Raw genomic sequence first — 20363 nt, 5'->3', positions numbered from 1 at the left:
CCGCCCGGTGATGATCACCGGGCGGCGGCCCTTTTCGCGTGGTCCCCGGGCCCGTGGGCCCGGGGGGTGCTTACGGCGCCGTGACGAGCTCGCGGACGCGGTCGGCGCCCACGGCCAGCAGCAGCGTGGGCAGGCGCGGCCCGGTGTCGCGGCTGACCAGGAGCTGGTAGAGGAGCACGAAGAAGGCGCGCTGGGCGGCCTTGAGCTCGGGCGTGGGCTTGGCGTGGGGCTCGAGCCCGGCCAGGACCTTGGGGATGCCGTAGAGCAGGGTGGTGAGCCCGTCCAGGGACCAGTGCTCGTCGAGGCCCTCGAGGAGGAGGCGCAGCGAGGCGCGGCCCTCGTCGTCGAGCGAGGCGAGGAGCTCGGCGTCCGGGGTGGAGCGGACGATGGTGCGGTTCTCGGCCGGGACCTGGGTGAGGATCCAGTGCTGGGCGCGGTCGAGGCGCGGGCGGGTCTCGTCGAGCGTCTTGACGGGGTTGGCCGGGTCGAGGTCGCTGAGGATGCGCAGGGTCTGCTCGTCGTGGCCGGCGGTGATGTCGACGACGGAGGCGAGCGTGCGGTACGGGAGCGGGCGCGGGGTGCGCGGGAGCTCGCCGGCGGCGGTGCGGGCGGCGCGGCTGTGGGCGGCGGCGTCGGCGGGCAGGACGGTGCCGTCGGCGACCTTGGCCTCGAGCTTGTCCCACTCGTCGTAGAGCCGCTGGATCTCCTGGTCGAAGGCGATCTTGAAGGACTGGTTGGGCTTGCGGCGGGCGTAGAGCCAGCGCAGCAGCGGCGCTTCCATGATCTTCAGCGCGTCGCCGGGGGTGGGGACGCCGCCCTTGGAGGAGGACATCTTGGCCATGCCGCTGATGCCGACGAAGGCGTACATCGGGCCGATGGGCTGCTCGCCGCCGAAGACCTTGCGGACGATCTGGCCGCCGACGACGAAGGAGGAGCCGGGCGAGGAGTGGTCGACGCCGGAGGGCTCGAAGATGACGCCCTCGTAGGCCCAGCGCATGGGCCAGTCGACCTTCCAGACCAGCTTGCCGCGGTTGAACTCGCTGAGCAGCACGGTCTCGGCGTGGCCGCAGACGCAGGTGTAGGCGAGTTCGGTGGTGTCGTCGTCGTAGGAGGTGACCGTGGTGAGGTCGCGCTCGCAGGCGGCGCAGTACGGCTTGTAGGGGAAGTAGCCCGCGCCGCCGGAGGAGCCGTCGTCCTCGGCCGCGGCGCCGGAGCCCTCGGCGGCCTCGAGCTCGGCCTCGTCGAGGGGCTTCTGCTGCTTCTGCTGGGGCTTCTTCGGCTGGCCGGTGGCCTTGTCCTTCGTCCGGTACTGGTCGAGGATCGCGTCGATGTCGCCGCGGTGCTTCATCGCGTGCAGGATCTGCTCGCGGTAGACACCGGTGGTGTACTGCTCGGTCTGGCTGATGGGGTCGTACTCGATGCCGAGCTCGGCCAGCGCCTCGACCATGGCGGCCTTGAAGTGCTCGGCCCAGTTCGGGTACGCCGAGCCGGCCGGGGCCGGGACGGAGGTCAGCGGCTTGCCGATGTGCTCGGCCCAGGACTCGTCGATGCCGGGGACGCCGTTCGGCACCTTGCGGTAGCGGTCGTAGTCGTCCCAGGACAGGACGTGGCGGACCTCGTGGCCGCGGCGGCGGATCTCGTCGGCGACCAGGTGCGGGGTCATGACCTCGCGGAGGTTGCCCAGGTGGATCGGGCCGGAGGGGGAGAGGCCGGAGGCGACGACGATGGTTTTGCCGGGGGCGCGGCGCTCACCTTCGGCGATGACCTCGTCGGCGAAACGGGAGACCCAGTCGGCCTCGGTGCTCTGAGCCTGAGCCACGGCACTTCCTTCCTTACGGTCCTGGCATGACCATTGTCCCAGACGACCAGGGTGCTCCCGGGGTTGCCCGGGCGCGAGCGAATTCCCGGCGGGGCTGTGGTACACGCATGGGATACTCGGGGGGTCGAAAATGCCGCCTACCGGAATGGCTCCCATCCCATGGCTTCGGTTCCTTCCCTCGCTTCCACGCTCCACCAGCGCATCGCGGACGCTCTCTCGGCTGCCCTGCCGGAGGCCGGTGCCGCCGATCCGCTGCTGCGACGAAGCGACCGGGCGGACTTCCAGGCCAACGGCATGCTGGCGCTGGCCAAGAAGCTGAAGGGCAATCCGCGGGAGCTGGCGGGCAAGGTCGTCGAGGGCCTGCCGACGGGTGACCTGATCGAGGAGATCGAGGTCTCCGGGCCCGGCTTCCTCAACATCACCGTGTCCGACAGGGCGATCACCGGGACGCTGGCCGCCCGTGCGGCGGACGACCGGCTCGGCGTGCCGTTCAAGGAGCACCCGGGCGCCACGGTCATCGACTGGGCGCAGCCGAACGTGGCCAAGGAGATGCACGTCGGTCACCTGCGGAACACGGTGATCGGCAATTCGGTCGTCCGGCTCCTGGAGTTCACGGGCGAGAAGGTGATCAGCCGTCACCACATCGGCGACTGGGGCACCCAGTTCGGCATGCTCATCCAGTACCTGATCGAGCACCCGCACGAGCTGGACCACAAGGACGGCACCTCCGGTGAGGAGGCCATGTCGAACCTGAACCGGCTGTACAAGGCCTCGCGCGCGCTCTTCGACTCGGACGAGGAGTTCAAGACGCGGGCCCGGCGCCGGGTGGTGGACCTGCAGGCGGGCGACGCGGAGACGATCGCGCTGTGGCAGAGGTTCGTCGACGAGTCGAAGATCTACTTCTACTCGGTCTTCGACAAGCTGGACGTGGAGATCCGCGACGAGGACATCGTCGGCGAGTCCGGCTACAACGACATGCTCGCCGAGACCTGCCGGATGCTCGAGGAGTCGGGCGTCGCGGTCCGTTCCGAGGGCGCGCTGTGCGTCTTCTTCGACGATGTGAAGGGCCCGGAGGGCAACCCGGTCCCGCTGATCGTGCAGAAGTCCGACGGTGGCTTCGGCTACGCGGCGACGGACCTGTCCGCGATCCGCGACCGTGTCTTCAACCTCAAGGCCGACACGCTGCTGTACGTGGTGGACACCCGGCAGTCGCTGCACTTCAAGATGGTCTTCGAGACCGCCCGCCGGGCCGGCTGGCTGACCGACGACGTCGAGGCCGTTCAGCTGGGCTTCGGCACGGTGCTGGGCAAGGACGGCAAGCCGTTCAAGACGCGTGAGGGCGAGACGGTCCGGCTGGTGGACCTGCTCGACGAGGCGATCGAGCGGGCGGCGGCCGTGGTGCGGGAGAAGGCCCGGGACCTGACCGAGGAGGAGATCGCCGATCGTGCCGCCCAGGTGGGCATCGGGGCCGTGAAGTACGCGGACCTGTCGACGTCGGCGGCCCGCGACTACAAGTTCGACCTGGACCAGATGGTGTCCCTCAACGGCGACACCTCGGTCTACCTGCAGTACGCGTTCGCCCGTATCCAGTCGATCCTGCGCAAGGCGGGGACCGCCGGCCCGGTCGCGCACCCGGAGCTGGCGCTGGCCCCGGCCGAGCGGGCGCTGGGTCTGCACCTGGACCAGTTCGCGGCGACGGTGGCGGAGGCGGCCGGGGAGTACGCGCCGCACAAGCTGGCCGGTTATCTGTACCAGCTGGCCTCGCTCTACACGTCGTTCTACGACCAGTGCCAGGTGCTGAGCGAGGAGAACCCGGCCGAGGTCGTGGAGAACCGCCTGTTCCTGTGCGACCTCACGGCTCGTACGCTCCACCAGGGCATGGCGCTGCTGGGCATCCGCACGCCCGAGCGGCTCTAGCCGCGGGGGGCGTCATCCGGCGCCCGCTCCGAGTTCGAACCAGATGAGCTTGCCGACCAGCCCCTGGGGCTGGTCGCGCAGGGCGAAGCCGCCCCAGCTGTCGGCGCACCACTGGACGAGTCCGAGGCCGCGGCCGCGTTCGGCGGCTTCGGTGGCGTCGGGCAGGGCGACGCCGTCGAGTGCGGGGAGCCGGGGGTTGGTGTCCCACACGGCGACCCGTACGCGGTCGCCTTCGCGCTTGACGCGTACCGAGGCGGGGCCGTCGGAGTAGCGGTAGGCGTTGGTGACGAGCTCGGAGGTGAGGAGCTCGGCGGTGTCGGCGAGTTCGAGGAAGCCGTGTTCCTCGAAGATGGTGCGGAGCGTGCGTCGTGCGATGCACGGCGCCATGGGATCGGAGGGGACTTGGAGCGTGTACTCCCAGTCCTCCGTGAGTTCGGGGTCATGACTCATGCACGCCTCCGTAGCGTAAGCGGCCTGACACACACGGTAACGATGGTCGGAGCCCCTGCGGCACGCCCGCGTCATTTCGGCGAGAGACGACCTGTGTGGGTGACGATCGTGAACTATGCGCCCCGTCTCGCGTGAGCTGCGCAAACGCGAGGGTTTCGCAGTCGGCGCGGCCGGCGCGGGGACACAGATGGCGGTGCCCCCGGACCGTGTGGTCCGGGGGCACCGCCATTGCGCTGCGTGACGGGCGGGGGCCGTGCCGGCCGCAGGGGCCGCTACAGCTGCCGGGCGGCCTCGGTGGCCCAGTAGGTGAGGATCATGTGCGCGCCGGCGCGCTTGACGCCGGTGAGCGTCTCCATGATGGCCCGGTCGCGGTCGATCCAGCCGTTGGCGGCGGCGGCCTCGACCATCGCGTACTCGCCGGAGATCTGGTAGGCGGCGACGGGCACGTCGACGCTCTCGGCGACCTTGGCGAGGATGTCGAGGTAGGGCAGGGCCGGCTTGACCATGACCATGTCGGCGCCCTCGGCGAGGTCGAGGGCGAGCTCGCGCAGGGACTCGCGGACGTTGGCGGGGTCCTGCTGGTACGTCTTGCGGTCGCCCTGCAGCGAGGAGCCGACGGCCTCGCGGAAGGGGCCGTAGAACGCGGAGGCGTACTTGGCCGTGTAGGCGAGGACCGACACGTCCTCGTGGCCGGTCTGGTCGAGGGCGTCGCGGATGACGCCGACCTGGCCGTCCATCATGCCGCTGGGGCCCACGACGTGGACGCCGGCGTCGGCCTGGACCTGGGCCATCTCGGCGTAGCGCTCGAGGGTGGCGTCGTTGTCGACGCGGCCGTCGGCGTCGAGGACGCCGCAGTGGCCGTGGTCGGTGTACTCGTCCAGGCACAGGTCGGACATGATGACGAGCTCGTCGCCGACCTCGGCCTTCACGTCGCGGATGGCGACCTGCAGGATGCCGTCGGGGTCGGTGCCGGCGGTGCCGAGGGCGTCCTTCTTGGCGTCCTCGGGCACGCCGAACAGCATGATCCCGGAGACGCCCGCCTCGAGCGCCTCGACGGCGGCCTTGCGCAGGGTGTCGCGGGTGTGCTGGACGACGCCCGGCATGGCGGAGATCGGCACCGGCTCGGTGACGCCCTCCCGCACGAAGGCGGGAAGGATCAGGTCGGCCGGGTGCAGCCGGGTCTCGGCCACCATGCGGCGCATGGCGGGGGTGGTGCGAAGGCGCCGGGGCCGGGACCCCGGGAACGTGCCGTACGTGGTGCTCAACTCCGTGCCCTTCTGCGCGATCCGGGCCGCCGCTCGCTCGGGCGGGTGACCGGGTCGCCGGCCTCGAGGGCCGCGTCGCGCCGGGCCGCGCCGAACTCCGCGAGCGCCTCGGCCAGCTTGTGCACCGAGGGCTCGGGCGACAGCACGTCCACCCGCAGGCCGTGCTCCTCCGCGGTCTTCGCGGTGGCGGGGCCGATGCAGGCGATGACGGTGACATTGTGCGGCTTGCCGGCGATGCCGACCAAGTTCCGCACGGTGGAGGAGGAGGTGAACAGCACGGCGTCGAAGCCGCCGCCCTTGATCGCCTCGCGGGTCTCGGCCGGCGGCGGCGAGGCCCGTACGGTCCGGTAGGCCGTGACGTCGTCGACCTCCCAGCCCAGCTCGATCAGGCCGGCCACCAGGGTCTCGGTGGCGATGTCGGCGCGCGGCAGGAAGACGCGGTCGATCGGGTCGAAGACCGGGTCGTAGGGCGGCCAGTCCTCGAGCAGGCCGGCGGCGGACTGCTCGCCGCTGGGCACGAGGTCGGGCTTGACGCCGAACTCGATCAGCGACTTGGCGGTCTGCTCGCCGACGGCCGCGACCTTGATGCCGGCGAAGGCACGGGCGTCGAGCCCGTACTCCTCGAACTTCTCGCGCACCGCCTTGACGGCGTTGACGGAGGTGAAGGCGATCCACTCGTAGCGGCCGGTGACCAGGCCCTTGACCGCGCGCTCCATCTGCTGCGGGGTGCGCGGCGGCTCGACGGCGATCGTGGGGACCTCGCTGGGCACCGCGCCGTAGGAGCGCAGCTGGTCGGAGAGCGAGGCGGCCTGCTCCTTGGTGCGCGGCACGAGCACGTTCCAGCCGAAGAGCGGCTTGGACTCGAACCAGGAGAGCCGCTCGCGCCGCTCGGCGGCGCTCCGCTCGCCGACCACGGCTATGACCGGCTGGGCGCCGTCCGCGGACGGCAGCACCTTCGCGGCCTTGAGGGTCTGCTGGAGGGTGCCGAGGGTGGCCGTCCAGGTGCGCTGGCGGGTGGTGGTGCCGGCGACGGTGACGCTGACCGGGGTCTCGGGCCGGCGGCCGGAGGCGACCAGCTCGCCCGCGGCGGCGACGACGGAGTCCAGGGTGGTGGAGACCACCGCGGTCGCCTCGCTGGTGCCGACCTCGGCCCAGCAGACGGCGGTGGCGGTCCGGGCGTCGACGAAGCGGACGTCACCGCCCTTTCCGTCGCGCAGCGGCACACCGGCGTAGGCGGGCACGCCGACGGCCGTGGCGACGCCGGGCACCACCTCGAAGGTGATGCCGCCGTCGGCGCAGGCCAGCATCTCGTCGGCGGCGTTGCCGTCGAGGCCGGGGTCGCCGAGGACCGCACGGACGACCCGCTTGCCGCTGCGCGCGGCCGTCATGACAAGATTGGCGGTGTCCCGAAGGACCGGCACGTCAGCGGTCTTTGATGACTCGTCAGTAACCGTCTGGGCGGGCATGTCCACGGTGCCGCGGGCATGCGTACGCACCACGTCGAGCACCTGCGGATCGGCGATCAGGACGTCCGCGGCCGCCAGTGCCTCCACGGCGCGCAGCGTCAGCAGTCCCGGGTCTCCGGGGCCGGCACCGAGGAAGGTGACGTGCCCGTGCGCGGGGTGGTTCGGGGCGGTGGGGTTCAAAGTGCTCGCTCCCCCATAAGACCGGCCGCACCCTTGTCGAGCATCTCGGCGGCGAGTCCGCGGCCGAGGGCAAGGGCGTCCTCCTGGGACGCGGGTACGGGACCGGTGGTGGACAGCTGCACCAGCGTCGAGCCGTCGGTGGAACCGACGACGCCGCGCAGGCGCATTTCGGTGACAACCTGCCCGCTGGCCAGCAGGTCGGCCAGTGCGCCCACGGGCGCGCTGCAACCGGCCTCCAGGGCGGCGAGCAGGGCACGCTCGGCGGTCACGGCGGCCCGCGTGTGCGGGTCGTCGAGCTCGGCGAGCGCGGCGGCGAGGGGTGCGTTGGTCACGGCGCACTCGATCGCCAGGGCCCCCTGGCCGGGGGCGGGCAAAATCTGGTCGGGGTCCAGCAGCTGGGTGGCCTCCCCGATCCGGCCGAGGCGGTTGAGCCCCGCGGCGGCCAGCACCACGGCGTCCAGCTCGCCGTTGGCGACGAAGCCGAGCCGGGTGTCGATGTTCCCGCGGATCGGCACGGTCTCGATCTCCTGCCCGAGCGAGCGCGCCCAGGCGTTGAGCTGCGCCATGCGGCGCGGCGAGCCGGTGCCGATGCGGGCACCGCGCGGGAGGTCCTCGAACGTGAGCCCGTCCCGGGCGACGAGCGCGTCGCGCGGGTCCTCGCGGCGCGGGATCGCGGCCAGGAGGAGGTCGTCGGGCTGCGTGGTCGGCAGGTCCTTCAGCGAGTGCACCGCGAAGTCGATCTCCCCCGCGAGCAGCGCGTCGCGCAGCGCGGAGACGAAGACGCCGGTGCCGCCGATCTGCGCGAGGGCCTCGCGGGAGACGTCGCCGTACGTGGTGATCTCGACCAGTTCGACCGGGCGGCCGGTGACACGCCGGACGGCCTCGGCCACCTGTCCGGACTGGGCCATGGCGAGCTGACTGCGGCGGGTGCCGAGGCGCAGCGGGCGCTGCTGGGTGGAGGTGTCGTTCATGCCGACTCCCGTGCTGTGTTGGGGCTGCCTTGCCGAAGATCAGCCCGGCTGACGGCCGCGACCGCCTGCGGGTCGAGGTCGAAGAGTTCCCTCAGGGCGTCGGCGTAGCCGGCGCCGCCGGGGGTGGAGGCGAGCTCCTTGACCCGCACGGTGGGCGCGTGCAGAAGCTTGTCGACGACGCGGCGGACGGTCTGGGTGATCTCCGCGCGCTGCTTGTCGTCGAGGTCGGGCAGCCGGCCGTTGAGGCGGGCCATCTCGCCCGCGACGACGTCGGCGGCCATGGTGCGCAGGGCCACCACGGTGGGCGTGATGTGGGCGGCCCGCTGGGCGGCGCCGAAGGCGGCGACCTCGTCGGAGACGATCGAGCGCACCTGGTCGACGTCGGCGGCCATGGGCGCGTCGGCGGAGGCCTCGGCCAGGGTCTCGATGTCGACCAGGCGGACGCCGTCGCCCTCCAGGCGGTGGACCGCGGCGTCGATGTCGCGCGGCATGGCGAGGTCGAGCAGGGCGAGCGAGGGCGCGCCGCAGGTCCGCTCGACGGCGCACACGTCCGCGCGGGCCGCCAGCGCCTCCCCTATCGCCTCGGCCGTCAGCACCAGGCCGGTGGCGCCGGTGCAGGAGACGACGACGTCGGCGAGGGCGAGCTCGGCGGGGACGGCGGCCATCTCGACGGCGGAGGCCGTCAGGGCGCCAGCGCCCGGGCCGCCGGGCTCGGTGAGGATGGCGGCCAGCCGCTCGGCCCGCTCCAGCGTGCGGTTGGCGACGGCGACGTGGGCCACGCCCGCGCGCGCGAGGGTGGCCGCGGCGAGCGAGGACATCGAGCCCGCGCCGATCACCAGGGCGCGCTTGCCGGCCGCCCAGTCGGCGACGGTCGCGGAGCCGGCGAGCTGCTCGAGGCCGAAGGTGACCAGCGACTGGCCCGCCTTGTCGATGCCGGTCTCGCTGTGGGCGCGCTTGCCGACCCGCAGCGCCTGCTGGAAGAGGTCGTTCAGCAGCCGTCCGGCGGTGTGCAGCTCCTGGCCGAGGGCGAGGGCGTCCTTGATCTGGCCGAGGATCTGGCCCTCGCCGACGACCATCGAGTCCAGGCCGCACGCCACCGAGAAGAGGTGGTGGACGGCCCGGTCCTCGTAGTGCACGTAGAGGTACGGGGTGAGCTCGTCCAGGGGCACGCCCGAGTGCCGGGCGAGCAGCGTGGACAGCTCGGCGACACCGGCGTGGAACTTGTCCACGTCGGCGTAGAGCTCGATGCGGTTGCACGTGGCCAGCACCGCCGCCTCGGTGGCGGGCTCGGCGGCCAGGGCGTCGTGCACGAGACGGGCCTGCGCCTCGCGGCTGAGGGCGGCCCGCTCCAGCACGCTCACCGGCGCGCTGCGGTGGCTGAGGCCGACGACCAGAAGACTCATGCCGGCATCACGGCGGGGACGTCCCCCTCCGGTCCCTTCCTGCTCGCGGCAGCGGCGGCCGTACGTGCCTGGGTGCCCTGCCGGGGCTGCGCGGGCGCCGCCGCCGGGCCCTGCCCGGCCTCCTCGCCGGCCTTGCGCTGCTCGTGGAAGGCGAGGATCTGCAGCTCGATGGAGAGGTCGACCTTGCGCACGTCCACGCCCTCGGGCACGGACAGCACGGTCGGCGCGAAGTTGAGGATCGAGGTGATCCCGGCGGCCACCAGGCGGTCGCACACCTGCTGGGCGGCGCCGGCCGGGGTGGCGATGACGCCGATGGAGACGCCGTTGTCGCTGATGATCGACTCGAGCTCGTCGGTGTGCCGCACGGGCAGCCCGGCGACCGGCTTGCCGGCCATGGCCGGGTCGGCGTCGATGAGCGCCGCGACGCGGAAGCCGCGCGAGGCGAAGCCGCCGTAGTTGGCCAGGGCGGCGCCGAGGTTTCCGATGCCGACGATCACTACCGGCCAGTCCTGGGTCAGGCCGAGCTCGCGGGAGATCTGGTACACGAGGTACTCGACGTCGTAGCCGACGCCGCGGGTGCCGTACGAGCCGAGGTAGCTGAAGTCCTTGCGGAGCTTGGCGGAGTTCACGCCGGCCGCGGTGGCGAGTTCCTCGGAGGAGACCGTGGGGACCGAACGCTCGGAGAGCGCGGTCAGCGCACGCAGATACAGCGGAAGCCGGGCGACGGTGGCCTCGGGGATTCCTCGGCTTCGGGTCGCCGGTCGGTGAGTTCGGCCAGTTGCCACGGTGCTCCTGCGGGTAGAGCGGGGCTGCAGGCGGCGCCCTGTCCCAGGACCGCCCCGTCGAACGCAGGCTATGCCTTTGTGAACGCGTGCACAAAGATGGTGTCCGATTTGCCCGGCCAACGTGATGGGTGTCACGCGGTGATTCGGCCGGGTCCGGGAACCATGGGCGGGCGCGACGCGACGATCACACAGACCACATGAGCACCACGGGTACGCGGACGGGGACACGGGCGCTCACTCCTCACCTCGATACCCCCGGACACCTACAAAACGCCCATGATGGTAGTCGACTCAGGCACCCATTCCGGCCGCGCGATCACCGGCGAAGGCGGCACAATTGCCGCCATGAGCCCCCTGCTGCGCCGCACCCCCCGCAAGAACCCCGCCGAGCGCGTCGTCACGCTGGTCGGCAAGCCCGGCTGCCACCTGTGCGACGACGCCGAGGCCGTCATCGCCGAGGTCTGCGCCGAGCTGGGCGCCCGCTGGGAGAAGAAGGACATCACCGAGGACGCCGAGCTGCACGACAAGTACTGGGAGCAGATCCCCGTCGTCCTCGTCGACGGCGCCCAGCACGACTTCTGGCGGGTGAACCCCGACCGGCTGCGCAAGGCCCTGGGCGGCTGAGCACGGCGCGGCGCGCGGTGGGTAACCGGACCGACGCGCAGAGTTCACGCCATCGCATCGTCCCGACTTCCGGTTACCCCGAACAAAGTGACTATGCTCGCCGCATGGCCGCACTCGGATGGCTCACCCACCGCAGGCGCTCCGCCACCGCACGCAGCGTGCTGGCAGGCGAGGCCGCGGCGGAGGCAGCCCGCAAGTCCGCGCAGGAAAACGAAGAGGCCCTGGCCGGGGGCGCCACCGCCGGCGACCGGGAGCCCGAGCCGGAGTTCCCCGTGGCGGGCGACGAGCGCGCCGCCGCGTTCTTCGACCTCGACAACACGGTCATGCAGGGCGCCGCCATCTTCCACTTCGGCCGTGGGCTGTACAAGCGGCACTTCTTCGGCAAGCGCGAGCTCGCCCGCTTCGCCTGGCAGCAGACCTGGTTCCGGCTCGCGGGCATCGAGGACCCCGAGCACATGCAGGATGCCCGCGACAGCGTCCTGTCGATCGTCAAGGGCCACCGCGTCTCCGAGCTGATGACCATCGGCGAGGAGATCTACGACGAGTACATGGCCGAGCGCATCTGGCCCGGTACCCGCGCCCTGGCCCAGGCGCACCTGGACGCCGGGCAGAAGGTCTGGCTGGTGACCGCCGCCCCCGTCGAGACCGCGACGATCATCGCCCGCCGGCTGGGCCTGACCGGGGCGCTGGGCACGGTCGCCGAGTCGATCGGCGGCGTCTACACCGGCCGGCTGGTCGGCGAGCTGCTGCACGGCCCGGCCAAGGCCGAGGCCGTCCGGGCGCTGGCCGCGGCCGAGGGCCTGGACCTGGAGCGCTGCGCGGCCTACAGCGACTCCGCCAACGACATCCCGATGCTCTCGCTGGTCGGCCACCCCTACGCGGTGAACCCCGACTCCAGGCTGCGCCGGCACGCGCGCGAGCGCGGCTGGCGGCTGCGGGACTACCGCACGGGCCGCAAGGCCGCCAAGATCGGCCTCCCGGCGGCGGCCGGCGTGGGCGCCCTCGCGGGCGGCGCCGCGGCCGCGGTCGCGCTGCACCGCCGTCGCCGCTGAACGCCCGCTCCCCCACCGGCACATCAGCCACATCACCGGAACGGGCGACAACTCCGGCGCGCCTCCTGGCCACTGCCCGTAACCGAACAGGCCGCACAGGCAATCCTGTTGTCATACCCCCACATGGCCCACGACAGTCCTGCGGTGTCCGGATTGCCACAACACGCTGCCCAATCGGCCACACCATCAGCAAATTCGGTCAACTTCCGTTCGTAGTTCGATATTTGATCTGTCATCAATGGGACTCAGATCGAACGGAAACGATGATTTGAGCAACTCGGTGTAGCGCTGCCTGTACGAAGGGTTATTCTCCTCAGACGCAAGCCGGTACCCGCTTGTCCCTACGACGAGTGAACGGTCCCGCACTGCACGTGATGGAAGCTCTGCCTCTGGGAGTCCCGTGTACCCACACGTCGGGGTTGACGCCTCGGGCCTGGCTACGCTGCGCGCAGCGGTCCTCGACCGTCTGCGCGTCTTCGTCCCCACCGCGTACGCCGTCCCCGCCTTCGCCACGCCGTTCCCGGCCGTAGCTGGCGGCCCCGCCGGCCCCTGCTATGCCCTCGCCGAGAGCAGCGCGGCCGTCGGCAGACGCGCCCGCCGCGGCGCCGGTGCCGGCACGTCCACGACCACCCGCCGCCCGAGCGCCGACAGCGACAGCGCCCGCATGCTCGACCTGGTCGAGCGGGCCCAGGCCGGCGAGGCCGAGGCCTTCGGCCGCCTCTACGACCAGTACGCCGACACCGTCTACCGCTACATCTACTACCGCGTGGGCGGCCGGGCCACGGCCGAGGACCTCACCAGCGAGACGTTCCTGCGCGCCCTGCGCCGGATCGGCACCTTCACCTGGCAGGGCCGCGACTTCGGCGCCTGGCTCGTGACCATCGCCCGCAACCTGGTCGCCGACCACTTCAAGTCGTCAAGGTTCCGGCTCGAAGTGACCACGGGAGAGATGCTCGACGCCAACGAGGTCGAGCGCAGCCCGGAGGACTCGGTCCTCGAATCCCTTTCCAACGCCGCCCTGTTGGAGGCGGTGCGCAAGCTCAACCCACAGCAGCAGGAGTGCGTCACCCTGCGCTTCCTGCAGGGCCTCTCGGTCGCCGAGACCGCCCGGGTCATGGGGAAGAACGAGGGCGCGATCAAGACCCTCCAGTACCGCGCGGTGCGCACCCTCGCGCGGCTCCTCCCGGACGACGCCCGCTGACACCCCACCCGCCCGATGCCCACGTTCACTCACCGGCGGACACCTCGCCCCGGCCGCGTAACCCGACTGCCGCGCCGCTCGTTGTTTGGGATGCAGACTTCCCGATGCCGCGTCACGCCTCTGAACACTCACTCGATCGAGTGGATGTTCTCCCGGCGTGCAACCCTTCAGGTGCCCAGGGGAGTCGATCGTCATGACGAGAGGAGGTGCCGCCTGTGATCGCGAATGTATCGGCGCACCGGCGGGCGAACGCCTTCGCCCAGGCCCTGGAGGACCAGGAAGTCCAGAGTGCCGCGGCCGCACAGCCCGAGCCATCGGCGGAAGACGCCGAGCAGGCAAAGCTGTTGGCCGTGGCGAGCGGGCTCGGCGCACTGCCGGCGCCCGAGCTGGACGCCGAGGTCAAAACCGTGCAGCGGGCGCAGCTGATCGCCGCCATGGAAGCCCAGTTCGCCGGAGGGGCGGCCGCCCCTCCACAGCGCACCGGCCGCGGCGCGCACCGGGCGAGCCCGCTGAGCAGGCTCAGGCCGCGCTCCCGCTGGTCCAAGGGGCTCGCCGCCGGCGGGCTCACGGTGGGCGTGGCGGCGGGTGCCTTCGGCGGCGTGGCCGCGGCCAGTTCCAACGCCCTGCCCGGCGACACCCTGTACGGCCTCAAGCGCGGCATGGAGGACCTCAAGCTCGGCATGGCCGACGGTGACTCTGCCCGGGGCGGTCTGCTCCTGGACCAGGCCACGACGCGGCTCGGCGAGGCCCGCCGGCTGATGGAGCGCGGCCGCTCCGGCGAGCTCGACCACGAGTCCCTGGCCGAGATCCGCAGGACCCTCTCCGGCATGCGCCACGACGCCTCCGAGGGCCACCGCCTGCTCCACGGCGTCTACGAACGCGACGGCTCGCTCGGGGCCATCCAGCGGCTGTCGTCCTTCTCCTCCTCGCAGCGCGAGGGCTGGAGCCGGCTGCGCGACCGCCTGCCGGTCCAGCTCACCGACGTGGCCGACGACGTGACGTCGGTCTTCACCGCCATAGACGACGAGGTCGAGCCGCTGCGGTCCCTGCTGCCGGACGACAAGCACGGCAAGGCGGGCACCGCGAGCCGCGGGGGGGCGTCCTCCCCCGGTTCTCCCGGGAGCAAGGGCCACTCGGCGCCCGCCTCGAAGGCTCCCGAGCACGCCGACGGCAAGCGCCCCGGCGCCAAGCCCCAGCAGTCGTCTCCGGGTGCCCACGACGAACAGGACGGCCTCCTGGGCGGCACGGGCCTGCTGCAGCCGCCCCCCAGCTCCGGCAGCGCCGGGCCGGACCGGGCGCACGGCAAGGACGGCAAGCCGTCCAAGCAGCCCGACATCACGATCCCGCCGCTGCTCCCGGACATCCTCCCGGGGCTCGGGATCCACGGCGAGGACGACAAGTAGGTCCCAGCGGGTGCCGGCGGTCGGTGTCCTTCTGCAGCGAACGGCTCAGAAGAACACCGACCGCCGCTGCACGAGCAGCTTGTAGAGGGTGTGCTGAATCGTTTCCCGGACCTGGTCCGTGAGGTTGAACATCAGCATCGGATCGTCCGCCGCCTCCGGCGGATAGCCGTCCGTGGGAATCGGCTCGCCGAACTGGATGGTCCACTTCGTCGGCAGCGGCACCAGCCCCAGCGGCCCCAGCCAGGGGAAGGCCGGCGTCAGCGGGAAGTACGGGATGCCCAGCAGCCGGGCCATCGTCCGGGAATTGCCGATCATCGGGTAGATCTCCTCCGCCCCGACGATCGAGCACGGCACGATCGGCGCCCCGGCACGCAGTGCCGTCTGCACGAAGCCGCCCCGCCCGAAGCGCTGCAGCTTGTAGCGCTCGGAGAACGGCTTCCCGATCCCCTTGAAGCCCTCCGGCATCACCCCCACCACCTCGCCGCGCTCCAGCAGCTTCTGGGCGTCCTCGGCACAGGCGAGGGTGTGCCCGAGCTTGCGGGAGAGCTCGTTGATGACGGGCAGCATGAACACCAGGTCCGCGGCGAGCATGCGCACGTTGCGTCCGGCCGGGTGATGGTCGTGCACGGCGACCTGGAGCATCAGCCCGTCGACGGGCAGGGTGCCGGAGTGGTTGGCGACGATCAGCGCCGCCCCCTTCTCCGGGATGTTCTCGATGCCCTTCACCTCGACCCGGAAGTACTTCTCCTTGAAGGGCCGCAGGACGGACATCACGACCTGGTCGGTGAGCTCCTGGTCGTACCCGAAGTCGTCGACCTCGTAGTCGCCGGTGATCCGGCGCCGCAGGAAGTTCAGGCCGTGGGCGACCTTCCGCTCCCAGCCGCCGTCCCCGGCCGGGGCCTCGCCGGCGCCGCCCCGCTCCGGCCCGCCGTCGGCGGCCGCGGGCGGCCGCTGCTCGTCCGCCGGAGGCGGTACGGGCGCCAGCGGCGCCGCCGCCCGGTTCGTACGGCCCGTACCGCCGCGCCGGGCCCTCCTCTTGGTGCGGGGCTCCTCGCCGAACGGGATGACCTTCGCATCGGCCATGGTGCGTGCGCTCCTCAGTTCTGGCCGCGGCCGGCAGGCATCAGCGCGGCGATCCGGTCGACGGTACGGGCGAGGGTCTCGGGCGGCAGCAGCCCCGGGCCGCGGCTGCGGGCGTAGTCCTCGAAGGCCTCCGGGGTGGTGTAGCGGGGCCTGAAGCCCAGCGTGTCGCGCATCTGCGTCGTCTCGACGACACGGCCGTGGGTGAGCAGCCGGATCTGCTCGGGCGAGAAGTCCAGGAAGCCGACCGACCGCAGCGCCGAGCTCACCCAGGTGACGGAGGGCAGGAAGAAGGGCAGCGTGGGGCGCCCGAGGCGCCTGGCGGCCTGGGAGAGCAACAGCACGCCGTCCCCCGCGATGTTGAAGGTGCCGCTGTTGAGCGTGGACCTGGCGGGCTCGCCGGAGGCGATGCGCAGCACCTCGATCGCGTCGTCCTCGTGGACGAACTGCAGGCGGGGGTCGAAGCCGAGGACCGTGGGCAGTACGGGCAGCGAGAAGTACTCCGCGAGCGGCGAGTCGGCACACGGCCCCAGGATGTTCGCGAAGCGCAGCACGCACACCGCGACGTCGGGGCGGCGGCGGGCGAAGCCGCGCACGTACCCCTCGACCTCGACGACGTCCTTGGCGAAGCCGCCGCTGGGCAGCGATTTGGGCGGCGTGGTCTCCGTGAAGATCGCGGGGTCGCGGGGCGCGGAGCCGTACACGTTCGTGCTCGACTTCACCACCAGCCGCTTGACGGTCGGCGTCTTCTGGCAGGCACCGAGCAGCTGCATGGTGCCGATGACGTTGGTCTCCTTGACCGTGGCCCGGCTGCCGCGCTTGCCCAGGGGGGTGCCGTTGACGTCCATGTGGACGACGGTGTCCACGGACTGCTCGGCCAGGACCCTGCCGATCGTGGGGTGGCGGATGTCGGCCCGTAGGAATTCGGCCCCGCCGAGATGGTGCTCGGGTGGCACCGCGTCCACCCCGATGACCCGGTCGACGTCGGGCTCGCGCTGGATCCGTCGGACGAAGCGACCGCCCAGTTGCCGCGCGACTCCGGTGACGAGCACGACCTTGCCCAAGATCAGCGCCTTCCTTCCGACCCGAGAGGTGCCTGCCGCGGCCACCGTAGCGGGTCGTTGTTGCACTGTGATGACCGCCGGAGGGGCCGGGCGTCATTTCAAGCCGTAGCGAAGGCCTTACTCCCCGCAACGCACCGCAGCCCTCCCACCGGGGACCGGTGGGAGGGCTGCGGGACGAGCACTAGCGGCGTGCTTACTTCTTGTTGCGACGCTGAACACGCGTGCGCTTGAGCAGCTTGCGGTGCTTCTTCTTGGCCATCCGCTTGCGCCGCTTCTTGATAACAGAGCCCACGACTACCCTCGCTTACATCGATTCACTCGGTGCGGGGCGTCCGAGCCCACACGACCTACATCGGGCCAGCCTACCCGGCACCGGGCGAACAGCGTAATCCGAGGGGACCCTCAGGCTGTTTCCACCCCCACGTAGGACTCTCGGAGGTACTCGTGCACCGCTTGTTCTGGGACCCGGAACGACCTGCCCACCCGGATCGCCGGCAGATGACCGCTGTGCACCAGTCGGTACACGGTCATCTTGGAGACTCGCATCACCGAGGCGACTTCCGCCACGGTCAGGAACACGACCTCGTTGAGAGGCCTTTCGCCAGCAGCCATGACACACCTGAACCTTCCGCACATGACGCGCACCGGCTTCCCCTCCGGTGACTCCTCGTCGCTGCGCGCTCACTCCCCAGATTAGGGGCGGGTGATGCGAGTGGGGAAGAGGAGCAGCCATCGGCCGCCTACTGTGACAGACACGCTCGATTGAGTACATAGCGAGTAAGCGGTCGGTAGTAATCAGACCGCACAGTGTCATCAAGCGGAACGGCCACGGACACCCGACCCTCGGCCTCTCCGACGAACAGCGCGGGGTCGTCCGAGTCGGCCAGCCCGATGGCCTCAATGCCCAGCTGACCTGCCCCGCAGACCCATCCGTGGTCCCCGACGACCAAGGCCGGCAGGGGTCCGTCACCGTCGGCCGCGGCAGCCAGCACGACCCGAACCGGGAGCGGTGAATGCGTATGCGCGCCCGGCTCACTCCCGGCTTTTCGCGCGCCGGGTTCACGCATCAGCGCGACTCCCCGGACGTAGTCAAGGTTGTACGTGCGTACGCCGAACCGGGTCGTTATGTCGACACTTCTGCCCTGCGCCGGGGTGAGGACATGGCACCCGGCCGCCGAGAGGCCTGCCGCCAAGGCGGCGTAGAAGCCCAGGAGTCGGTGCGGGTGCCCGGTGCCGAGGAGCACCGGCGCCCCGGTGGCGGCCACCGTCGCGAGGCGGTCGGCGAAGGCATCGAGTGCCACCATCGTGCGGTCCGGGTCGATCACATCATGCCCGGAAGTGTTCTTGGGATCGGCCGAAACTCCACACCTTTGGCTCATCAGGTGCAACAAGTCGGCGAAACACCAGTCGTATTTCGGCTCCAGACCGATCAGCACGCGGGGGTCGCGGGCCGCGAACATCCGATAACGCGTCAGGCTCCGCTCCCGCGACGTCGCCACGGCACCGGCGAGGCCACTGGAGAGGAGGTGCGAGCGAAGGGCTCGCGGGCTGGGGACGGAGCGGGCAACGGGGCTCGGCACGCCGCCGATGCTCGCCGAACCGACCTGCCCGTGCGCCGAATTCACCCCGGGGATCCCACGGGTGGGCTAACGGACCGCCGGTCGATCCCGAGGAGCCGCTCCGAGGAGCCGCTCTCAAGGAGAGGGGGGCGGGGCGGGGCGGGTGCCTACGGAAGGAGCCCGTGGGAGGGGAAGACGGCCCGGCGTGTCGCCAGGATCGCCTGGTCGAGACGGTCGGCGGGGTCGTACCCGGACTCCGTGAAGTCCCGCCAGACGGGCTGCCGCCCGTCCGTCATCCGCAGCGGCCCCAACTGCCGGGTCCGGCGGTAGACTTCGCGGCTCCACTCCTCCGGTACGGCGGACTCCGGGTCGACCGGCCGCCCCGCCGCGATGCCCACCAGATGGGTCCACGACCGCGGCACCACATCCGTCACCGCATATCCCCCGCCGCCCAGCGCGACCCAGCGGCCCCCCGCGTGCTCGTGCGCCAGCCGGTGGCAGGCGTCCGCCACGAGGCGCTGGGCGTCGACGGACACGGCCAGGTGCGCCAGCGGGTCCTCGAAGTGCGTGTCGGCCCCGTGCTGGGTCACCAGCACCTCGGGCCGGAAGGCCGCCACCAGTTCCGGCACGACCGCGTGGAAGGCCCGCAGCCACCCGGCGTCCCCCGTCCCCGCCGGCAGCGCGACGTTGACGGCCGTGCCCTCCGCCTGCGAGCCCCCCGTCTCCTCCGGCCACCCGGTCTGAGGGAAGAGGGTGCGCGGGTGCTCGTGCAGCGAGATCGTCAGCACGCGCGGGTCGTCCCAGAACACCGCCTGGACTCCGTCCCCGTGATGCACGTCCACGTCCACGTACACGACCCGCCGGGCCCCGAGCTCGAGGAGCCTGGCGACGGCGAGGGCGGCGTCGTTGTACACGCAGAACCCGGACGCCCCGCCCGGCATCGCGTGGTGGAGCCCGCCGGCGAAGTTCACCGCGTGCAGGGCCTCCCCGCGCCACACCGCCTCAGCCGCGGCGACCGACTGCCCCGCGATCAACGCCGCCGCCTCGTGCATGCCCGCGAACGCCGGATCGTCCGGCGTGCCCAGCCCGTACGAGCCGTCGGCGGCCCGCGGGTCGGCGGAGGCCGCCCGCACGGCGGCGATGTAGTCCGGCCGGTGCACGAGCCGGAGCGTCGACTCACCCGCGGGGGCGGCCGAGACCATGCGGACCGCACGGTCCAGCCCGTACGCCTCGACCAAACGCATGGTGAGCGCCAGGCGCACGGGATCCATGGGATGCCCCGGGCCGAAGTCGTAGCCCGTTACCGCCTCGTCCCACATCAACTGTGTCCGGCCGCCGCTCATGGGCGACACCGTAATGCGCTCACGGGCCGCACCGTAATGGACGACTCATACGAGAAAACCGGAGAGTTCTGTCATCTCGTCGAAGAATCCGGCCGCCCCGGACAGACGCTCGGCGGGTGTCATCGCCGTGAACGCATAGACGTCGATGCCCGCCGCGACGGCCGCCTGAACTCCCAGCGGACTGTCCTCCACCACGACACAACGGGACGGGTCCACCCCCATCGACCGCGCGGCATGCAGAAACAGGTCCGGCGCCGGCTTGCCCCGGCCGACGTCCTCGGCGCTGAAAATCACCTCGTCCGCGAACCACTCCGTGAGACCGGCCGCACGGTGCCCGGTCCGGATGCGCTCATGACTGCCGGAGGAGGCCACGCAATAGGGAACGCCGGAGGAGACCAGCAGCTCGAGAACCTCGGTGACCCCCTTCACGGGCCGGAGCTCACGGGCGAAGGCGGAGAACGTGCGCGAGTGCAGAGTGTCGTCGAACCCGGCGGGCAGCCGGCGGCCGGTCCGCTCGAGGACAAGGTCGTGCACCCGGTGAACGGCGCCACCCATGAAGTCGCGTATCGACTCCTCGTAGGTGGTCGGGTGGCCGAGCTCGGTGAGGTATTCCGCGAGAACCCGGTTGGAGATGGGCTCGCTGTCGACCAGCACGCCGTCATTGTCGAAGATCACGAGGTCGTAGCGCATGGCGCAACCCTAAACGCCTCCACGAAGGCCCTGAACGCAAAAATGCCGTAGGCCCCGAACCATTCCTGGTCCAGGGCCTACGGCTAAAAAA

Annotated in this window: 19 protein-coding genes; 5 read left to right on the top strand and 14 right to left on the bottom strand. The window is 71.4% G+C overall.

Features of this window, described 5'->3' with window-relative positions:
* Positions 1-70: 70 nt before the first annotated feature.
* Positions 71-1819: a lysine--tRNA ligase gene (gene lysS, locus IE295_RS32950; RefSeq protein WP_190067480.1), complete on the bottom strand. Its 1749-nt coding sequence runs from the start codon at positions 1817-1819 to the stop codon at positions 71-73.
* Between the two features lie 159 nt (positions 1820-1978).
* On the opposite strand from lysS, the gene argS reads away from it, so the two are divergent.
* Positions 1979-3736 carry an arginine--tRNA ligase gene (argS, locus tag IE295_RS32945; protein WP_190067479.1) on the top strand — a complete coding sequence of 586 codons (1758 nt, stop codon included), beginning with the start codon at positions 1979-1981 and terminating at the stop codon, positions 3734-3736.
* Between the two features lie 12 nt (positions 3737-3748).
* Here the strand turns inward: argS and IE295_RS32940 are convergent, their stop codons facing one another.
* From IE295_RS32940 to IE295_RS32915, 6 genes are all read right to left on the bottom strand, one after another.
* Positions 3749-4186, bottom strand: coding sequence for an ATP-binding protein (locus IE295_RS32940; RefSeq protein ID WP_190067478.1), 438 nt, complete (start codon positions 4184-4186; stop codon positions 3749-3751).
* A gap of 272 nt (positions 4187-4458) precedes the next feature.
* The gene (gene hemB / locus IE295_RS32935; protein ID WP_190067477.1) at positions 4459-5451 is read right to left on the bottom strand and encodes a porphobilinogen synthase; all 993 of its coding nucleotides are present in this window, start codon (positions 5449-5451) and stop codon (positions 4459-4461) included.
* Positions 5448-7097: a bifunctional uroporphyrinogen-III C-methyltransferase/uroporphyrinogen-III synthase gene (locus IE295_RS32930; RefSeq protein ID WP_190067476.1), complete on the bottom strand. Its 1650-nt coding sequence runs from the start codon at positions 7095-7097 to the stop codon at positions 5448-5450. The genes hemB and IE295_RS32930 overlap by 4 nt, the downstream gene beginning before the upstream one ends.
* A complete protein-coding gene (gene hemC, locus IE295_RS32925) occupies positions 7094-8068 on the bottom strand; it encodes a hydroxymethylbilane synthase (protein WP_190067475.1) in 975 nt (324 codons plus the stop codon). Before hemC ends, IE295_RS32930 begins: the two co-directional genes overlap by 4 nt.
* On the bottom strand, positions 8065-9471 hold the full coding sequence (locus tag IE295_RS32920) for a glutamyl-tRNA reductase (protein WP_190067474.1): 1407 nt from the start codon (positions 9469-9471) through the stop codon (positions 8065-8067). Before IE295_RS32920 ends, hemC begins: the two co-directional genes overlap by 4 nt.
* Positions 9468-10256: a redox-sensing transcriptional repressor Rex gene (locus IE295_RS32915; protein WP_190067473.1), complete on the bottom strand. Its 789-nt coding sequence runs from the start codon at positions 10254-10256 to the stop codon at positions 9468-9470. Before IE295_RS32915 ends, IE295_RS32920 begins: the two co-directional genes overlap by 4 nt.
* 345 nt (positions 10257-10601) lie before the next feature.
* Between IE295_RS32915 and IE295_RS32910 the strand changes: the two genes are divergently transcribed.
* The 4 genes from IE295_RS32910 (at position 10602) to IE295_RS32895 (ending at position 14536) form a co-directional block, all read left to right on the top strand.
* Positions 10602-10880, top strand: a complete 279-nt coding sequence (locus tag IE295_RS32910; RefSeq protein ID WP_190067483.1) for a glutaredoxin family protein — start codon at positions 10602-10604, stop codon at positions 10878-10880.
* 104 nt (positions 10881-10984) lie between these two features.
* Positions 10985-11932 (top strand): HAD family hydrolase, encoded by a 948-nt coding sequence (locus IE295_RS32905; protein WP_190067472.1) that lies wholly within the window; start codon positions 10985-10987, stop codon positions 11930-11932.
* A gap of 400 nt (positions 11933-12332) precedes the next feature.
* A complete protein-coding gene (locus tag IE295_RS32900; protein WP_190067471.1) occupies positions 12333-13133 on the top strand; it encodes an ECF subfamily RNA polymerase sigma factor, BldN family in 801 nt (266 codons plus the stop codon).
* Between the two features lie 215 nt (positions 13134-13348).
* A complete protein-coding gene (locus tag IE295_RS32895) occupies positions 13349-14536 on the top strand; it encodes a DUF5667 domain-containing protein (RefSeq protein WP_190067470.1) in 1188 nt (395 codons plus the stop codon).
* A gap of 45 nt (positions 14537-14581) precedes the next feature.
* Here IE295_RS32895 and IE295_RS32890 read toward each other — a convergent pair whose 3' ends face one another.
* From IE295_RS32890 to IE295_RS32860, 7 genes are all read right to left on the bottom strand, one after another.
* Positions 14582-15619: a lysophospholipid acyltransferase family protein gene (locus tag IE295_RS32890; RefSeq protein ID WP_190067469.1), complete on the bottom strand. Its 1038-nt coding sequence runs from the start codon at positions 15617-15619 to the stop codon at positions 14582-14584.
* A 14-nt stretch (positions 15620-15633) separates the two neighbouring features.
* Positions 15634-16680, bottom strand: a complete 1047-nt coding sequence (locus IE295_RS32885) for an NAD-dependent epimerase/dehydratase family protein (RefSeq protein ID WP_190067468.1) — start codon at positions 16678-16680, stop codon at positions 15634-15636.
* Positions 16681-16873: 193 nt separating this feature from the next.
* Positions 16874-16972 carry a 30S ribosomal protein bS22 gene (locus IE295_RS32880; RefSeq protein ID WP_003948845.1) on the bottom strand — a complete coding sequence of 33 codons (99 nt, stop codon included), beginning with the start codon at positions 16970-16972 and terminating at the stop codon, positions 16874-16876.
* A 110-nt stretch (positions 16973-17082) separates the two neighbouring features.
* A complete protein-coding gene (locus IE295_RS32875) occupies positions 17083-17292 on the bottom strand; it encodes a helix-turn-helix domain-containing protein (protein WP_031145511.1) in 210 nt (69 codons plus the stop codon).
* Between the two features lie 128 nt (positions 17293-17420).
* Complete coding sequence (locus tag IE295_RS32870) at positions 17421-18260, bottom strand: phosphatase (protein WP_190067482.1); 840 nt, start codon at positions 18258-18260, stop codon at positions 17421-17423.
* A 146-nt stretch (positions 18261-18406) separates the two neighbouring features.
* A complete protein-coding gene (locus tag IE295_RS32865; protein ID WP_224323547.1) occupies positions 18407-19582 on the bottom strand; it encodes an acetoin utilization protein AcuC in 1176 nt (391 codons plus the stop codon).
* Positions 19583-19627: 45 nt separating this feature from the next.
* Positions 19628-20272, bottom strand: a complete 645-nt coding sequence (locus tag IE295_RS32860; RefSeq protein ID WP_190067467.1) for an HAD family hydrolase — start codon at positions 20270-20272, stop codon at positions 19628-19630.
* Positions 20273-20363: the final 91 nt, after the last annotated feature.

This window comes from Streptomyces griseocarneus (assembly GCF_014655595.1).
In the GTDB taxonomy this organism is placed as follows: Bacteria; Actinomycetota; Actinomycetes; order Streptomycetales; family Streptomycetaceae; genus Streptomyces; species Streptomyces griseocarneus.
The sequence above is the reverse complement of the archived record's forward strand: the minus strand, read 5'-3'. Positions and strand labels throughout refer to the sequence as shown.